A 17,135-nucleotide genomic window follows, 5' to 3' on the forward strand; every position below is an offset into this window, starting at 1 on the left:
CCCCTTTCAAGACCCCGAGGCTGCACCGCCTTCTCATCATGAATGAACCATGAGTAATAACCATGCGTGCAGGCGGCGTCTCGGTAAGAATTTCCCGTGTAAGAATTTCCCGCGGCCGGCTTTCGACGCCCGCCCGTCACCGCCTCCATCATTGAGGCGCTGGCTGGTACACCCCGTTTTGGGGAGAAACACACCCCGAGCAGGGGTAGAAAGATACGGTCCAGTGACTGAAACGAACACGCAGGAAACCACTCAGACTGCAAAGTCCTTCGCCGACTTCGGCGTTTGCCAGGATATTAGCGACGCCCTCGCGGCGGTTGGCATTACCTCCCCCTTCCCCATCCAGGAGCTGACTCTTCCCGTGGCTCTGTCTGGCCAGGACATCATTGGTCAGGCGAAGACCGGTACCGGTAAGACCCTCGGCTTCGGTCTGCCTACCATTCAGCGTGTGGTCGGCCGCGACGATGAGGGTTGGGCTGATTTGGAGTACCCCGGCGCACCTCAGGCGCTGATTCTGGTTCCGACCCGTGAGCTTGCTATTCAGGTGGGCGAGGACCTGGCGATTGCTGCGAAGCTGCGCAACGCCCGCGTCGCCACCCTGTACGGTGGTGTGCCGATTGAGCCTCAGGCTGAGCTGCTGCGCCGCGGCCTGGAGGTTGCGGTGGGCACCCCCGGCCGCATTATCGACCTGTACCAGCAGGGCTTCCTGAACCTGAAGCAGGTTAAGATCGTGGTCCTCGATGAGGCTGACGAGATGCTGGACTTGGGTTTCCAGCCGTCGGTTGAGAAGATCCTCAGCTATCTGCCGGAGGACCGCCAGAGCATGCTGTTCTCTGCAACCATGCCCGGCCCGGTCATTGCGATGGCACGCCAGTACATGACCAAGCCCATGCGCATTAGCGCCGCTGACCCCGAGGACGCCTCGAAGACTAAGGCGTCAATCCGCCAGGTCGTCTACCGTGCGCACCACCTGGACAAGGACGAGATGATTGGCCGCATTCTGCGCGCTACCGGCCGCGGCCGTACCGTCATCTTCACCAAGACCAAGCGTGATGCTGCCCGTGTGGCGGAGGAGCTGGTGAACCGCGGCTTCGCTGCCGCTCCCCTGCACGGTGACCTGAACCAGGTTGCGCGTGAGCAGGCGCTGAAGGCGTTCCGCGCCGGCAAGGTCGACATTCTGGTTGCGACCGACGTGGCGGCTCGCGGTATTGACGTTGAAGACGTGACCCACGTGATTAACCACCGCGTGCCCGAGGATGAGAAGACTTACCTGCACCGTACCGGCCGTACCGGCCGTGCGGGCAATGAGGGTACCGCTGTGACCCTGGTTGACTGGGATGACCTGCCGCGCTGGAAGGTCATTAACGATGCCCTGGAGCTGGGCGTTCCTGAGCCGGTTGAGACGTACTCTTCCTCTGAGCATCTGTTCCATGACCTGAACATTCCGGCTGGCACTAAGGGCCGCCTGCCGCGCGAGGAGCGTGTGGCTGAGGGCATGGGTGACGAGTTCTTTGAGAGCGCCCGTGACTCGCGTGATGGCCGTCCGGCTCGTTCTCGCGGTGGCCGCGATGGTGGCCGTTCTGGCGGTCGTGACGGCGAGAAGGGTTCGCGCCGTTCCCGCGGCGGTCGCGACGGTGGCCGTGAGGGTCGTTCTGGTGAGGGCCGCGGCGAGCGCCGTAGCCGTTCCGAGGGCCGCAAGCGCACTGAGCGTTCCGAGAAGGGCGCATCCGAGCGTACCGAACGCTCTTCTGAGCGTTCTGAGCGTGCGCCTCGTCAGCGTCGCCGTACCCGCCGTGTTGAGGGTCAGCCCGTGGAGGGTGAGGGCCGCCGCCGTACCCGTCGCCGCCCTGAAGGCTCGCGTGCTGAAGGTTCTCGTTCTGAAGGTTCTCGCGGTAAGGGCCGTGGCGCTGACCGTGCTGGTTCTGAAGGCTAGGGCCGGGGTTGGGTATTTCAGTATCCCCGGCGCCTGCCGCGCCCTCCCCTGCCGCTGAGGCGAACCGCACGGATTCGACTGTTTTCGATCCGCAGGGCCCGTCGCTGCTGGTGCAGGCAGATAACCTGGAGTATCTGCGTGAGCTGCCCGATGGTGCGTTCACCGTGATTTATATTGACCCGCCGTTCAATACGGGTAAGAAGCAGACGCGCCGCACGTTGAGCGCGGAGGCTTCTGAGAAGGGTGACCGCACCGGTTTTAAGGGCAAGAGCTATTCGAGCACCCTGCAGACTCTGGCGAGCTATAACGACTCGTTCGAGGATTATTGGGCGTTCCTAGCGCCGCGTATTGAGCAGGCGCATCGTCTGCTTGCGCAGGACGGCACCCTATACCTGCACCTGGATTGGCGTGAGGTTCATTATGTGAAGATTATGTGCGACATGATTTTTGGTCGTGAGAACTTCATTAATGAGCTGATTTGGGCTTACGACTACGGTGCGAAGTCTACGCGCCGCTGGCCGACGAAGCACGACAATATTTTGGTGTACGCGAAGGATCACCGCAGCTATTACTTCAATACTGCGGAGGTTGATCGTGAACCCTATATGGCTCCCGGTCTGGTGACTGAGGAGAAGGCTTCTCGCGGTAAGCTCCCTACGGATGTGTGGTGGCATACTATTGTGTCGCCTACGGGTAAGGAGAAGACGGGGTATCCCACGCAGAAGCCTACGGGTTTGTTGCGTCGTATGATTGCTGCGAGTTCCCGCCCAGGTGATTGGGTGTTGGATTTCTTCGCTGGTTCTGGTTCTACGGGTGCGGCGGCGGCTCAGCTGGGTCGTAAGTTCGTGTGTGTGGATCAGAATCCGCCGGCTATTGAGGTGATGGCTAAGCGCCTGGGTGTGGATCCGGTGTCGTTCGCTGAGTATCGTGGTGTTCCGCGTGGGGCGAGTGTGCTGTTCACGCCGAAGCGTACGGTGGGTGTTCGTGGCGGTACGAGTCGTGATGCGTTGACGGCGGCGAGCCGTCATGCGTTGAAGGCCGTGTTGGATACGCTCACGGAGACTACGCAGCCGGTTGAGGGTGCGTCGTGCCGGTTTGTGCGTCACTGGTCGATGGATGCGGTGGATAAGAAGATGCGTATTGATGGTCGTGATGAGTTGCGTCGTCAGCGTCAGCATCAGGCGCGGGCTAAGGCTCGTGCGGCGCGTGCGGCTGCTCAGATGGATGCGGCGGCTGCGGGTGCGGTGTTGCAGCATCATGCGTCGCGTGAGAGCGTCTAGGCTGTCTTGTCTGCGCGTTCGTGAGAGCACGCGTTAAGAGTGTGGGGCGGGTTCCTTTACCGGGAACCCGCCCCATTCTTTTGTTTTCATCCCATTGCATATTCCCTAAATCTCTACCTGAAGGTTAGGATTTTTGATACGCTGAGAACGTTCTACTCATGAGGGTGCACAAAGATTGTGCCCCCTTCTGTTCATGAAGGAGCTATGATGCTTCGACAATTATTCGCCCGCCCCACGAAGCGGGTCGTCCAGACTGGCGGCGCTGTACTCTTGGCTAGCGCCATGGTGTGCGGCAGTGTTCCGGCGTATGCTACCGGGCATTTGAAGCCTCACGAGGTGACCCCTATTGTGCAGCCGGACGAACCGGCAGTGACCTGTAACGACCGCGCAGAGTATGAGTATTATCGGCAAGATGGTGAGTTGGGGCGTCGCGTTATCTTTAGTTGGGCACAATGTGTTGGTCTGATTTCTGAGCGCCAGAAGTACCAAATGGTCAAGAAAGATAGTGTTATTTCTCGCGGCCAGTTTGTGGAGTATTTGTACCGTCTGTCAGGTTCTCCTGAGGTGAAGAATCTTCTGGCTCAGTCTCCGTATGGTGATATCAAGACTGATGATCCGCGTTTTCCTGTGGTGATGTGGGCTCGTCAGCGGGGCATTACCTGGGGTTGGAGTGATGGGAATTTCCATTACGATACCCCTGCTAGTGAGGCTGCTACTGCCTTGATGGTGTATCGATTGGCGGGTAGTCCAAACGTAACGGTAGAAGTAGACGATCCTAATGCCTATTTTCTATATACTCCTTGGAAAGAAAAATGGCCGAATATGCCATATAATTCGGAGCTCCATAAAGCATACACCTGGCTATACTATGGTCTTCAGAATCCAAATAATAAAGATTCTATTGAGAACGTATCGTATCGACAGTACGGTATCGTATCACCTAATGATAAATTTGAATGGTTGACTTACGCTACGTATGAGCAGGCTATCGAAGTGATTCGTTTGGCAGATAAATCTTTTAATTTTAAATAGGATTTACCCCTCACCCGTTGACAGGTGAGGGGTATTCTTCAGTAATTTTTATTTCTTGAGTGGATAATCTTCTGGATTTAATTTCTTCTCTGCAGTTTCATTAGATGTATAGGCATACTGAATAATTTCAATCTTGCAGGCTTGTTTCAGGGGATTCTCAATAGAGAACTTCCATGCACCTTCCAGCGCCTTGGGTTTAGGTTTGTTATTGTCTTCGTAGTCCATGTGGCATTGGTCGTATGCGTTTGCTCCAATAATATTCAAACGCCTAACACTACCTTCAAGATAGAAGCCCCACAGTGAAGCAAGGATTCTTTCTAGGGGTACTTCTTGGCTTGGTCCGTAGGGGTTGTCTGAGCGTACTCCTGTAAAGGTGCAGTCACTAGCCCACGAACTGATATACCAGTTCGCTGCCTCGTGGTTATGTGCTTTATCTGAGACTGCGTCATGCCAGCTGGAGGATTCACCGATACAACCCACATAGCTATACGGCACTTTAGAACAAAATAAAAGAGTGTGGGGCGGGTTCCTTTACCGGGAACCCGCCCCACACTCTTTCGCCTTACTATTTGGTCTTACTACTGGGCCGCCAGCTGCTCGCGGATACGCTCCACCGTCGCCGCATCCGTCGTATTCTCACCCAGCAGGTTCGGTTTACCCGCACCGTGATAATCGCTCGAACCCGTCACCAGCACCTCACGGCCCGCCGCGCGCTGACGCTCAATAAACTCCAGCAGACGCGCCCGGTCCTCCGGGGAGTTCTCACGGTGATACACCTCCACACCTGCCAGGCCAGCATCCACCATCAAACCCAGGTACTCCAGGCTCAGGGCGGGGCCACGCATCGTACTCATCGGATGCGCAATCACCGGCACGCCCCCAGCCTCACGCACCAGACGCACCGCCTCCAGCGGGTCCAGCGCATCCTGCGGCACATAGTAGGGGCTGCCCGTGTACAGCAGCTTCGCAAAAGCCTCAGAACGATCAGTAACCACACCAGCAGCAACCAGCGCATCCGCAATATGGGGGCGGCCCACCGCCGTGTTCCCCTCCCCCACCTGCGCCAACACGTCATCCCAGGTCAGCAGGTAGTCAGCGGCAAGACGGCCCACAATAGCCTGCGCACGGCCCTCACGGCTGGCGCGAATCGCCTCCACACGGCGCGCCAACTCCGAACCCACCGGGTCAAAACCATAAGCGAGCAGATGAATAGTCTTCGTGCGTGCGCGGCCCTCGCCGTCGGTGTACCGGTAACGGCAAGAGAACTCGGCACCCGGCAGAAAATCTAGACCGTACTCACCCGCCAGCTGAGCCGCCTGCGCCCAACCAGCCGTCGTATCGTGATCGGTCAGCGCAAACCCTGCCAACCCGGCGCGAGCAATCAGCGGCACCAGCTCGGTCAGGCTCTGCGTGCCGTCAGAAATAGCGGAGTGAATATGCAGATCGTAACGCCCGGCACGGTTCAGGTGTTCAGGCGCGCCCGATTCAGCGGGCTGCGGTGCCTGCTGCGCATTAGGTGCATTGTTTCGGTGTTCTGTCTGCGTCATATTCTCTCCTTCCCCGCCCCTGCTAGTTCGTCGCTACCTCAGCGGGGTTTTAAGGCATGTCATCTACTCTTCTGATTCAACCCTACCAATATCGGCGGCGCAATATCAGGCACCCGGTCGCAGGTCAAAGATATATTCTGTCCCACCGCACCCTCTCTTATGGTCAAAAGCGCTAAAACACCTGCCCACCTGTGGTGAAGGCGATATGATTAACCCATGACTGAGAACAACGAGAAGAGCACCGAAGCTCAGAAGACTGACCACCGCAGCACCCCTAAGGCGTCTGCGTTCACCGAATTCATTGCCGCAAACTGGGCACCTGCCGAAGATGACGGCTACACTCGCGAGCCCGTAGCAGACTACGCAGCTGAGCGCCGCGCCAAGATCTCCAAGGCATTCCCCGGCGAGCGCCTCGTCATGCCCGCAGGCCCGCTGAAGGTCCGCTCCAACGACTGCGACTACCGCTTCCGCCCCCACTCGGCGTTTGCGCACCAGACCGGTCTGGGCATCGACCACGAGCCTGACGCCGTGCTCATCTTTGAGCCCGTCGAAGAGGGTACCGGCGACAACGGCTCCAACCACGAGGTCACCCTGTACTTCCGTCCGCTGGCTGGCCGCGACACCGCAGAGTTCTACGCGGATGCACGCTACGGCGAGTTCTGGGTTGGCCCCCGCCCCACCCTGAAGGAATTCTCCGAGCGTTACGGTCTGCGTACCCGCGACCTGTCCGAGCTTGAGGTTGCTATCACCAAGAACGCCGGCAACCAGGGCCTGGGCGGCGTGAATATCCGCCTGGTCCGCAACGTTGACCCGGCCGTTGATGCGCTGGTTGACACTTCCCGTTATAACACCGGCGTGGAGCTGGAGCAGGCTGACAAGCTGGACTCCGAACTGGCTGTGGCTCTCTCCGAGGCTCGCCTGATTAAGGACGCTATCGAGGTTGAGAACCTGCAGCGTTCCGTTGACATGACCGTCAAGGGCTTCGAAGAGGTCATTCGTGCACTGCCGAAGGCTAAGGAGCACCACCGCGGTGAGCGCGTCGTTGAGACTGCGTTCTTCTCCGTGGCACGTACCGACGGTAACGACCTGGGCTACGACACCATCGCAGCGTGCGGTAACAACGCAACTATCCTGCACTGGATTCGTAACAACGGCACCGTCGATGACGGCAAGCTGCTGCTGCTGGACGCAGGCGTTGAGGACGACACCCTGTACACTGCTGACGTGACCCGCACCTTCCCCGTGAACGGTAAGTTCACCGAGGTTCAGGCGAAGGTCTACAACGCTGTGCTGGATGCCGCTGACGCTGCATTCGCTGTGGCTAAGCCGGGCACCAAGTTCTACGAGATTCACGAAGCTGCCATGAACGTTCTGGCGCACCGTCTGGAAGAGTGGGGCCTGCTGCCTGTTTCCGCTGATGTTTCGCTCACCGTTGAGGGCGGTCAGCACCGCCGCTGGATGCCGCACGGCACCAGCCACCACCTGGGCCTGGACGTGCACGACTGCGCGCAGGCTAAGGCTGAGCTGTACATGTGGGCTGAGCTGGAGCCGGGCATGGTCTTCACCATTGAGCCGGCCCTGTACTTCAAGGACGAGGACCTGTCGGTTCCCGAGGAGTACCGCGGTATCGGTATCCGCCTTGAGGACGACGTGCTCTGCACCGAGGACGGCAACGTGAACCTCTCCGCTGCACTGCCGCGCACCGTTGAGGGCATTGAGGAGTGGATGGCGAAGCTGGCGAAGTAACGCCTAGCCCCCCCCCCGTTACGTTAGTAACGTCTGATAGGGAAAGCCCCTCACCGATTCGTTCGGTGAGGGGCTTTCTCGTGTCTTCTAAGTGCTGTCTTCTATGATGCTGTCTTCTATGCCGGTTTCCCGCCGTTGTGGGTGGCTACCGCCATTGCAGGTTCGGTTATTCGGAGTCCTGCGAGGGCTTATCGTGCAGGCCCTGCGGGCACGGGGTTGGACGCTGCGGCTTGGGCTGAATCAGCTTCGCGTATTCTTCCGGATCGTCCACGCGCAGACCGTACCGCTGCGCCGGGCGCTTCTGCGTATCTGACTTCTGAGCGGTTGCCTGGTCAGTACTTGCCTGGTCCTGTTCGGAAGGCTGAGTGGGCTGAGCAGGCGGTGCGGGGGTAACCGGCGCGGGCATGTTCTGCGCCGCGCTCTGAGCCATCGCGTTCTGCGCAGTAGTATCACGCTCGGGCAGGTTCTGGTTCGGCGCTGGCTGGCTACCCGCCTGCGCACGGTACGAGGGTGCCTTCGGGGCGCCGGTCGGAACCGGTGCGCCATTCATCGAGACGGTGCTCTGAGCGGCACGCGCCTGCGAAGCCTCCGGGGCCGCCGCCGCACGCGCAGCCGCAACCGCCGCCGAGAAGCGAGGGTGCGCACCCAGCACGCGGCGCGCATCCTGAGCGTACTCCGGCAGAGCGTACATCACGGTACGCGAAGGAATCGCCTCGGTACGCATCGGGTAGCGACCCCCATGGGAGCGACGCAGAACGTACATCTGCCAAAGCACAAACACGGCAACCGACAGCGGCATGTACTTGAGTGCTTCAGAGATAAAAGAGTCACCGGCAAGGGTCATCAGCACCGAAAACACCAGGCCAATCACCGCACCCTGAATCGCCGCAGAAATCAGGGCACGACCGTAACCGGGCTGTACCGGGTACTCCACCTGGCGGATACCGTCATTGACCAGGTACAGCGCCGTCACCGGATAATCCTGCTCGCTGAGCACGTCAAAAGCGGCGAGCGCATCATCGTGACGAACGAAGGAGGCGACCGCCTCACCGGCGGGCAGGGGCTTGCCCTGAGCCTGCGCCAGGCGAGAGGCAAGATATGAAGAAGGCGGGGTCGAGGGAATATTCGGCAGGTTAGAAGTCATGGCTCCTATTCTACCGCCCGCCCTAACCCTGGACCCGGTGGGTAGTCAGCTCCTCTACAGGCGTAGCGAACACCTGTTCAAATAAGCTCCTCAAAGTGCGAATCCCCGCGGCGGAGCGTACCCTAGAGAGGTGAGCAATTCGAAGTTCAGCACCCCCAGCAAGATTTACATTGCCCGCCTTTTGGGCCTCGACGTTTTTGACCCCTTCGGTGACCGCCTCGGCCGTCTCCGAGACGTCGTCGTGCTCAAACGTGGCCTGGGCGCGTCCATTGCGGGCGCCCGCCCTGCCAAGGGCACCGAACCTATTGTTGTCGGCATCATCGTTGAGGTGCTCGGCAAGAAGCGCGTGTTCATGCCCATGACCCGTGTGCGAAGTATCGACGCTTCACAGATTATTTCGACTGGCCTGGTGAACCTGCGCCGCTTCGAGCAGCGCAACTCTGAGACCCTCATCGTCGGTGAGCTTTTCGACCGCCGCGTGCGCCTGCTCGACGGAAGCGGCGACGCCGTTATCGAGGACGTCGCGATTGAGCAGCGCCGCAACGGCGACTGGGGCGTGACCGAGCTGTTCGTCTCCCGCGTCAGCTCCGGCTCCAGCACGTGGCGCCGCCGTTCCAAGGAGACCCTCATCGTCGACTGGGACGAGGCTCTGCTCTCCACCGACGTGGAACCGCAGGCGGCAACCGCGTTCGTGGCGAACCACGAGAACTCCAAGCCCGCCGACCTTGCAGACGCTATCCACGAGATGAGCGATAAGCGCATGGTCGAAATCGCCGCCGAACTGCAGGATGAGCGCCTCGCGGACGTTCTACAGGAGCTGCCCGCAGAGGACCAGGTGCAGATTCTTTCGCACCTGGACGACGAGCGTGCCGCGCAGGTCCTCGAAGAGATGGAACCGGACGACGCAGCCGACCTCCTCATCGAGCTGGACGACGCCCAGCGTGAAAAGCTACTCGAACTCATGGAACCCGACGAAGCAGACGACGTGCGTCGACTGCTCGAATACGACGAAGGTACCGCCGGTTCGCTCATGAACCCCGTGCCGATTATCCTCTCCCCCGAGGCGACCGTCGCGGAGGCGCTCGCGCACATCCGCGCCGAGGAGATTCCTCCGGCGATGGCGGCTGCCGTCATGGTGACCCGCCCGCCCCTGGAAACCCCGACCGGCAAGTACCTGGGCCTGGTGCACATGCAGAAGCTGCTGCGTGTGCCGCCGAGCGAGCCGATTGGTCACATCCTCGATACCGACACTGAGCCGGTCTCTGACCAGGCTAGTTTGGAAGAGCTGGCACGCGTGCTGGCAACCTATGACCTGACCATCGTTCCCATTGTGAACGAATCGCACCGCCTGGTAGGCGCAGTGACCATCGACGACGTGCTCGATGCGCTCCTGCCCGAAGACTGGCGCACTTACGATGATGGAACTCCCGTACGAAAGGTAGGACGACGCTTTGCCTGAATCGAACCGCCGCGACGCAAACCGTACCGAAGAGAACCCCCGCATCGATAAGGCGCGCATCCTCAAGGACCGTCTGGAGAAGAAGTACGCTGAACGCAACCGCGAGCGCGGCGACTCCCGCCCGCAGCGTAGCGACTCGCAGCTGAGCACCCCCGGCACCCGCAAGCCGAAGCTGTTCGCAAGCCCCAACCCGGACGCTTTCGGCCGCATGACCGAGGGCTTCGCACGCTACATGGGTACCCCGCAGTTTTTGATGTGGATGACCATTTTCTGTGGCGTGTGGCTTGCCTGGAACTCCCTAGCGCCGGAGGAGATGCAGTTCGACCCGCGTAGCCTGAACTTCACCCTGCTGACCCTGATGCTGTCGCTGCAGGCTTCTTACGCTGCTCCCCTGCTGCTGTTGGCGCAGAACCGTCAGGATGACCGCGACCGCGTGGTTGCATCCGAGGACCGTAAGCGTGATCAGCAGAACCTGGAGGAGACCCAGTACCTGACCCGCGAGATCGCTTCGCTGCGTATTGCTCTGCGTGAGGTTGCGACCCGTGACTTCGTCCGTAGCGAGCTGCGCGACATTCTTGAAGAACTGCAGAACATTGCGCAGGAGCAGGAGCGTCACGCCGAGCAGCTGCAGGACATCAGTGAGGACATTGAGGACCTGGAGGAGGCAATCGACGATATCGATATCTCCGAGGGTGAAGAGAAGGACGCTGAGGAGCAGGGCTCCGAGAAGAATCCTGAAAAGAAGGAGTCTGCGGGCGCCGAGAACGGTACCGAGAAGTCTTCTGACAAGGCTGAACGCCCTGTGAAGGACTCCGCGCAGGATTCCCACCGCGGCGATTTGAGCCAGCCTCAGAGCCGCGAATCTCAGCAGGCACAGCAGCAGGCAGAGCGCACCCGTGAGGGAGGCGCCCGTGACCGCTAATTCGCCCCTGCAGGATGCGCTCTACGCGGCACTCGCCCGCGTCGAGGATCCCGAACTGCGCCGCCCCATTACGGAACTGGGCATGGTGGAGACTGCGCTCGTGCATCCTGAACTGGATGAGCGCGGTGAGCCGATTCCCGGCCGTCACTGGGCTGAGGTCACGGTTCTGCTCACCATTGAGGGTTGCCCGCTGAAGAACACCATCGAACAGCAGGTTCGTGACGCCGCCGCCACCCTTGAGGGTATTGAGCGCGTGCAGCTGCAGGTGGGTGCGATGAACCCGCAGCAGCGTTCCGCCCTGCGTTCGATGCTCAAGCCGGAGCGTTCTAACCCGTTCACCGCCCCCGGTTCGTTGACCCGCGTGTTCGGTGTGGTGTCCGGTAAGGGCGGCGTGGGTAAGTCCTCCATGACCGCGAACCTTGCCGCAGCGTTCGCCTCGCGCGGGCTTGCGGTGGGCATTATTGACGCGGATGTGCACGGCTTCTCCATCCCCGGTTTGCTCGGTATTACCGATGCCCCAACCCGCCTAGATGACCTAATTCTTCCGCCGACCGTGGACGTGCCAGCCCCCGCCCAGCGTTGGGGTGAGCAGAAGGTCAGCGGCGGCTTTATTCGCGTGATTTCTATCGGCATGTTCCTCAAGGGCAACGAGCCGGTCGCCTGGCGCGGCCCCATGCTGCACCGCGCCCTGGAGCAGTTCATCATGGACGTGCACTTCGGCGCCCTGGATGTGTTGCTGCTCGATTTGCCTCCGGGTACCGGCGATATTGCTATATCCATGGCTCAGCTGTTGCCGAATGCGGAGCTGGTGCTCATTTCCACCCCGCAGCACGCCGCCGTGGATGTGGCGGAACGCGCCGGCACCCTGAGCCTGCAGACCGGTCAGGAGGTCGTGGGCGTGGTCGAGAACATGGCGGCAATGACCCTGCCGGACGGCACCGTGCTCGACATGTTCGGTTCTGGCGGCGGTCAGGTGCTCGCTGAGCGTCTTTCGGAGGCGCTCTCCTACCCGGTACCGCTGCTCGGTTCGGTCCCGCTGGATGTGAACCTGCGTACCGGCGGCGACGATGGCATGCCCGTCGTCTGGGGTCACCCCAACTCCCCCACGGCTGAAGAGATTCAGTCCATCGCCTCGCAGCTGCTGCAGTCCGGCGAGTCGAGGGCGGGTCAGAGCCTGCCGCTCTTCGTCTAGGTTTGAGCCTCTATAAGCTGATACAGAAAGAACCCCGCACCATCACCGGTGCGGGGTTCTTTCGTTTCAAAATCTTAGGTGGCGTCCACGTCGAAGGGGGCGTATGCGCCTCGCGGAAGAGCACGGCTCTCAGCCTTCTCCTTCTCCTTCAGCAGCGCCTCTTCACGTTCCCTCGCCTCACGCTCACGCTCAGCGTCATCCTCAGCGAATGCCTGCTTCACAATCACGCGCGGATCGTACTGGCGGGGGTCGTACTGGCGCCAGTTAATATCTTCCAGACCCGTCTCGCCCAGGGCCTCCTTGAAGTCGTCCTTCGCGTCGAACGCCATGCGGCGCACAGTCTTGACGAATTCACGAATCTGTCGGGCGTATTCGGGCATGCGTTCGGGACCAATCACCACGAACGTGATGATGGCCAAAATAATAAACTCGGTGCCACTAATACCAAACACAGAATATAGATTATCAGTTCCGAGCCAGCACCGCCGAACCCGCGGCGCTTTCTGGACGTGTCTTTAAGCTCTGGACAAGCAGAAGGCGTACGCTACCGCGCTACGGAGGGGCATTGCGCTCACGGCTAAGAACCCACAAGACCGCCGGCAGCTCACCGGCGGTCTCAAGCGCCCGTTGGAAAGAATCAGCGGTTTACGGCGGGTAATCTCCGCCGCCGGGGAGCTGCTTCCAATGCCACAGCCAGCCAACCCAGCCCCACTGCGCACACGCACCCGCCACCAACAGCGCCCAACGATACGCCCGCGAACGGCTCGCCGCCGCCACCACAATCACCAGCGGGAACAACGGCAACAGCAAGCGGAACGTCGACGACTGCGGATTCAAAAACAGAATCAAATACGCAAAATAGCTCAGACACCACAGGTTTAGCGGAGCCGCCAAAACCCTACGTGCCAGCGGGCTCAAACACAGAGCAATAAAGCCCAAAATCAGCAGAGTCAGCAGCACCGGAGCCGCATACCCAAAGTACAGGTAACCCTGCGAAAGCCACGGCTGAATCGGCGCCAAATGCGTACCGCGCCACGCCGTCTCCGTGGCGGTGTACGCATCCACACGGCCCGTAGCCCACCACGCAATCGCAGGCCACACCAGCGCACACGCACACACCACCAGGGCGCTCACCAGCTGCCCCAGATGACGCACAAACGCCGCGCCGATACCGGACTGGCGGCTCGAACGCACCCAGCATGCAAACCACCACAGGCCAGCAGCCGCCCCCAGGGGCACACCCACCGGGCGGGACAGGCACGCCAACGCCGCCACAGGAACCAGCAGGCCGTAGCGTCCCTGCACCAGGCACAGCAGCGCACCGGCAAGGAACACCAGGTTCAACGACTCCGCGTACGGCACCTGAAGCACCGGCGCCACCGGCAAGAACGACACCAGCGCCACAGCCCACATGGACAGCGCAGAAGGCGACTCCTCACTCTTGAAACCGGTCGCCTTCAACGACGCCTCAAACAGCAGGTAAATCACCCACGCCGCTGCGAAACCGGCAAGCAGAGCAACCGTCGCCGCCACCGGGTAGTAGTCGATGCCCGTCGCGTGGCTAATAGCACCGGAAAGCTGCGGAAAAATCGGGTAAAACGCCCACTGATTCTGCTGCACCACACCCGCCGCATTCACCGGCAGCTCACTCGGGTAGCCCTGTACCGCAATCTGCTCATACCAGCCGGCATCCCAGATGCTAATGAACGACAGGTAGTCCAGATGCTGACCCCAGGGGCTGCGCAACTGCTGCTGACCGACCACGGCAAAAACGATGAAGCCCCACACGCGGGACAGACCGTAAATCAGCAGCACCGACAGCCACGCGGGCAGGGCACGCAGACGCTCCCCCACACGGTGCAGGCGCTCACCGGCGGCAGTGTACGCCCAGGTCAGGAGCTCATCAAAAGACTCGCTCTGCTCCTTGCCGGAGGCGGGGGTAGCGGCATCCTGCGCGGGGGAAGCACTATTACGTTCAGGCGAAACACTCACAGGCGCTAGTTCCCCTCAGCCGCCGAAGACGCACCCTCAGCCTGCGGGCTCTTACGCTTCTCCACGAACTCGTGAGCGCTCAGAGTGGACTCCGACTCATCAGACAGGGGAACCGCACCGCGGCGAACCGGCTCAGCGGCAACCACGCTGGCATCAGCGGATTCTGCGGTCGAAGCGGCAGAAGAGACCTCAGCGGAGGGTGCATTCTCGGGTGCCTTTTCACCCTCAGGAGCATCCAAGAGAGCAGCGAGGAAGCCCAAATCCTCCACGCGGTCAAAGGTGCCCAGGCCGTCACGGCCCACGCCGCTAAAGAACGCGGCACCGGGCACGGCACGCTCACCACCGAGCGCCACAACGGCGAGCACCGCAATGCCCGAGATCAGCAGGGCAATCAGAATCAGAAGAAAGTTCATGTTGTTCTCACATCATTTAGGACCATCACGTCAGTGGCGGTCACCTAGATTCAACTAGTCAGAGTAGCACCGACAGAATCAGCACCGCGGCTAGTCAGCGTTGCAGTTAGTCCTCGTCGCGGTCGCTGAGCAGCCAGGCGCGCAAATCCGCGTGGCAGCGGGTCAGCTGGCTAAAGCTCACGTGCTCATTATCGGTGTGCGCCAGCAGGGCGTCACCGGGACCGAAGTTCACGGCGGGAATACCAATCTCGCTCAGGCGCGCCACATCCGTCCAACCGTACTTGGGCTGGGGCTCTTCGCCCACCGCCTCAATCAGGGATGCCGCCAGCGGAGTGTCCAGGCCGGGGCGAGCCGCCGGGGAAAGATCCACAAAGTCCAGCTCGTAACCGGAGAAAACCTCACGCACGTGGGCGATAGCCTCGTCCAGGGTCTTGTCGGGCGCGAATCGGTAGTTCACATGCATTGCCGCCGCATCGGGAATCACGTTACCTGCAACGCCACCAGAAATCTGCACCGCGTTCAGGCCCTCACGATAGTCCAGGCCCTCCACCGCGATGGTCTTCGGTTCATAGGAGGCGAGCGCCGCCAACGCCGGTGCCAGGGCGTGGATTGCGTTCTCGCCGCGCCAGGCCCGGCCCGAGTGGGCGGCCAGGCCGCGGGTGCGCACGAAGAAACGCATGGTGCCGTTGCAGCCGCCCTCAATCGTGCCGTTGGTCGGTTCGAGCAGTACGCCGAAGTTGGCGTCGGTGATGAGCTCCCCGTGGTTGCGAATCAGGCGCGCCAGGCCGGAAAGCTCGCTAGCGACCTCCTCGTGGTCGTAGAAGATGTAGGTCAGGTTGTAGTCGGTGTCCCGCGCGGTCAGCTCGGCGGCAAGCTTCAGCTGGACGGCCACGCCACCCTTCATATCGGTCGCGCCGCGTCCGTAGAGCACGTACTCGCCGTCTTCCTCGCGAACGGTGGCCGGCACGGTGCCGAGGGAACCCTCGACGGTGGGCAGGGGCACGGTGTCCAGGTGACCGGCAAGAATAATGCGGGTACGCTCCCCCTCAGCGCCGGGCAGAGGCGGGAATTCGGTGCGGGCAATAATGGCGTCCCCGTCACGGGTCAGGTGCAGGTGCGGGCAGAACGACAGCGCCGTGTGCACGGCGTCAGCAATCGCTCGTTCGTTACCAGAAACCGACTCGAAATCCAGCAGGGCACGCGTTAGCTCGGGCATAGACACGTCCAAGTTCAGGGGCGGCGCCGGGACCGGGTGACGATCAGAAGTATTCGGGGAAACGCTCATCCTTCCACCTTACAGGTTCCCCCGCGCGCATACCCGCGCACACAACGCCCATATCGAGCATATGAGACGGTCTTGAAGGGGTTCCAAGCCCCAAAACTATAATGGAAGGCATGTCTGAAAACACTCCCCGTTACGCCTCCGGCGTCGCACTGGTCAATGTTGTTGTCTCCGGCGAGCACGCCGGCACCGTTCTGGATGCTTGGTTCCCCGCCCCCTCCCTGACCCAGACCCCCGACCTGTCCATCGCGGACGAGCTGGAGGAACTGGCCGCTGAGCACCCGGCGCGCAATGCCCGCACCGAGGTGCGCACCGTTTCCATCAACCTGGATGAGGCACCCGAAGACGCACTCGACGCGTACCTGCGTCTGCACCTGCTCTCCCACACCCTGGTTCGCCCCAACGAGCTGAACCTGGACGGCCTGTTCGGCACCCTCGCGAACGTGGCGTGGACCAACCACGGCCCGGTGCTTGCCGCCGAATTCCAGAAGCTCGCGATTGGTCTGCGCAAGCTGGGTCACCTGAGCGTGAGCCACATTGATAAGTTCCCGCGCCTGGTGGATTACGTGGTTCCCGCCGGCGTGCGTATTGGTGACGGCGACCGTCTGCGCCTGGGCGCGCACCTGGCGTCCGGCACCACCGTGATGCATGAGGGCTTCGTGAACTTCAACGCCGGTACCCTGGGCACCTCCATGGTTGAGGGCCGTATTTCTCAGGGTGTTGTGGTGGGCGACGGCTCGGATGTGGGTGGCGGTGCCTCCACGATGGGTACTCTCTCCGGCGGCGGCAAGAAGCGTGTGTCCATTGGTGAGCGTTCCCTGCTGGGCGCGGAGTCCGGTATCGGTATTGCTCTGGGCGATGACTGCGTGGTTGAGGCGGGCCTGTACGTGACCGCCGGTTCGCGTGTGAGCGTTCTGCTGCCCGGTCAGGAGGCGCGAGTGGTGAAGGCTGCGGAGCTGTCCGGAGTGTCGAACCTGCTGTTCCGCCGTAATTCGCTGAGCGGTGCGATTGAGGTTCTGCCGCGTGCGAAGAACACCGTGGAGCTGAACGAGGCGCTGCACCTGAACTAGTGCTGGTTGCCCTTGCGAGCTATAGGGGTCGGGATGTGTGAAGCATCCCGGCCCCTTTTCTATGCCCTTGCTTCCTCTGTGCGGCTCTCATAAGCTGGGTGCAAATCCACGAGGGCTACAATG

At 61.1% G+C, this 17,135-nt stretch carries 15 protein-coding genes; 8 read left to right on the forward strand and 7 right to left on the reverse strand.

Annotated elements, in window-relative coordinates; all coding sequences use genetic code 11:
• Positions 1-223 precede the first annotated feature (223 nt).
• From RWZ58_RS00605 to RWZ58_RS00615, 3 genes are all read left to right on the forward strand, one after another.
• Positions 224-1,933, forward strand: coding sequence for a DEAD/DEAH box helicase (locus tag RWZ58_RS00605; RefSeq protein WP_314656741.1), 1,710 nt, complete (start codon positions 224-226; stop codon positions 1,931-1,933).
• Between the two features lie 8 nt (positions 1,934-1,941).
• Positions 1,942-3,213, forward strand: a complete 1,272-nt coding sequence (locus RWZ58_RS00610) for a site-specific DNA-methyltransferase (RefSeq protein ID WP_314656743.1) — start codon at positions 1,942-1,944, stop codon at positions 3,211-3,213.
• 204 nt (positions 3,214-3,417) lie between these two features.
• The gene (locus RWZ58_RS00615) at positions 3,418-4,245 is read left to right on the forward strand and encodes an S-layer homology domain-containing protein (protein WP_314656744.1); all 828 of its coding nucleotides are present in this window, start codon (positions 3,418-3,420) and stop codon (positions 4,243-4,245) included.
• 48 nt (positions 4,246-4,293) lie between these two features.
• Here the strand turns inward: RWZ58_RS00615 and RWZ58_RS00620 are convergent, their stop codons facing one another.
• Positions 4,294-4,470, reverse strand: coding sequence for a hypothetical protein (locus RWZ58_RS00620; RefSeq protein ID WP_294631947.1), 177 nt, complete (start codon positions 4,468-4,470; stop codon positions 4,294-4,296).
• Between the two features lie 353 nt (positions 4,471-4,823).
• Complete coding sequence (locus RWZ58_RS00625) at positions 4,824-5,792, reverse strand: PHP domain-containing protein (protein WP_314656745.1); 969 nt, start codon at positions 5,790-5,792, stop codon at positions 4,824-4,826.
• 216 nt (positions 5,793-6,008) lie between these two features.
• Here RWZ58_RS00625 and RWZ58_RS00630 point away from each other — a divergent pair, with 216 nt between their 5' ends.
• Positions 6,009-7,538, forward strand: a complete 1,530-nt coding sequence (locus RWZ58_RS00630; protein ID WP_314656746.1) for an aminopeptidase P family protein — start codon at positions 6,009-6,011, stop codon at positions 7,536-7,538.
• Between the two features lie 166 nt (positions 7,539-7,704).
• Here RWZ58_RS00630 and RWZ58_RS00635 read toward each other — a convergent pair whose 3' ends face one another.
• On the reverse strand, positions 7,705-8,682 hold the full coding sequence (locus tag RWZ58_RS00635) for a hypothetical protein (RefSeq protein WP_314656748.1): 978 nt from the start codon (positions 8,680-8,682) through the stop codon (positions 7,705-7,707).
• Between the two features lie 130 nt (positions 8,683-8,812).
• Here RWZ58_RS00635 and RWZ58_RS00640 point away from each other — a divergent pair, with 130 nt between their 5' ends.
• Genes RWZ58_RS00640 through RWZ58_RS00650 form a run of 3 tightly spaced genes read left to right on the forward strand, consistent with a single transcriptional unit; the run spans position 8,813 to position 12,255 of the window.
• On the forward strand, positions 8,813-10,141 hold the full coding sequence (locus tag RWZ58_RS00640) for a magnesium transporter MgtE N-terminal domain-containing protein (protein ID WP_049346907.1): 1,329 nt from the start codon (positions 8,813-8,815) through the stop codon (positions 10,139-10,141).
• The gene (locus RWZ58_RS00645) at positions 10,134-11,063 is read left to right on the forward strand and encodes a DUF1003 domain-containing protein (RefSeq protein WP_314656750.1); all 930 of its coding nucleotides are present in this window, start codon (positions 10,134-10,136) and stop codon (positions 11,061-11,063) included. The genes RWZ58_RS00640 and RWZ58_RS00645 overlap by 8 nt, the downstream gene beginning before the upstream one ends.
• Entirely contained in the window at positions 11,053-12,255 is a 1,203-nt protein-coding gene (locus RWZ58_RS00650) for a P-loop NTPase (protein ID WP_314656751.1), read from the forward strand. Before RWZ58_RS00645 ends, RWZ58_RS00650 begins: the two co-directional genes overlap by 11 nt.
• A gap of 74 nt (positions 12,256-12,329) precedes the next feature.
• Here RWZ58_RS00650 and RWZ58_RS00655 read toward each other — a convergent pair whose 3' ends face one another.
• The 4 genes from RWZ58_RS00655 to dapE form a co-directional block, all read right to left on the reverse strand.
• The gene (locus RWZ58_RS00655; RefSeq protein ID WP_070541572.1) at positions 12,330-12,707 is read right to left on the reverse strand and encodes a twin-arginine translocase TatA/TatE family subunit; all 378 of its coding nucleotides are present in this window, start codon (positions 12,705-12,707) and stop codon (positions 12,330-12,332) included.
• A gap of 193 nt (positions 12,708-12,900) precedes the next feature.
• Positions 12,901-14,247, reverse strand: a complete 1,347-nt coding sequence (locus tag RWZ58_RS00660; protein WP_314656756.1) for a hypothetical protein — start codon at positions 14,245-14,247, stop codon at positions 12,901-12,903.
• 5 nt (positions 14,248-14,252) lie between these two features.
• Positions 14,253-14,660 (reverse strand): taurine ABC transporter substrate-binding protein, encoded by a 408-nt coding sequence (locus RWZ58_RS00665; RefSeq protein WP_314656758.1) that lies wholly within the window; start codon positions 14,658-14,660, stop codon positions 14,253-14,255.
• Between the two features lie 106 nt (positions 14,661-14,766).
• Positions 14,767-15,945, reverse strand: coding sequence for a succinyl-diaminopimelate desuccinylase (gene dapE / locus RWZ58_RS00670; RefSeq protein WP_314656759.1), 1,179 nt, complete (start codon positions 15,943-15,945; stop codon positions 14,767-14,769).
• 101 nt (positions 15,946-16,046) lie between these two features.
• Between dapE and dapD the strand changes: the two genes are divergently transcribed.
• Complete coding sequence (gene dapD / locus RWZ58_RS00675) at positions 16,047-17,012, forward strand: 2,3,4,5-tetrahydropyridine-2,6-dicarboxylate N-succinyltransferase (protein ID WP_314656761.1); 966 nt, start codon at positions 16,047-16,049, stop codon at positions 17,010-17,012.
• Positions 17,013-17,135 lie beyond the last annotated feature (123 nt).

This window comes from uncultured Rothia sp. (assembly GCF_963544205.1).
Lineage (GTDB): Bacteria > Actinomycetota > Actinomycetes > Actinomycetales > Micrococcaceae > Rothia.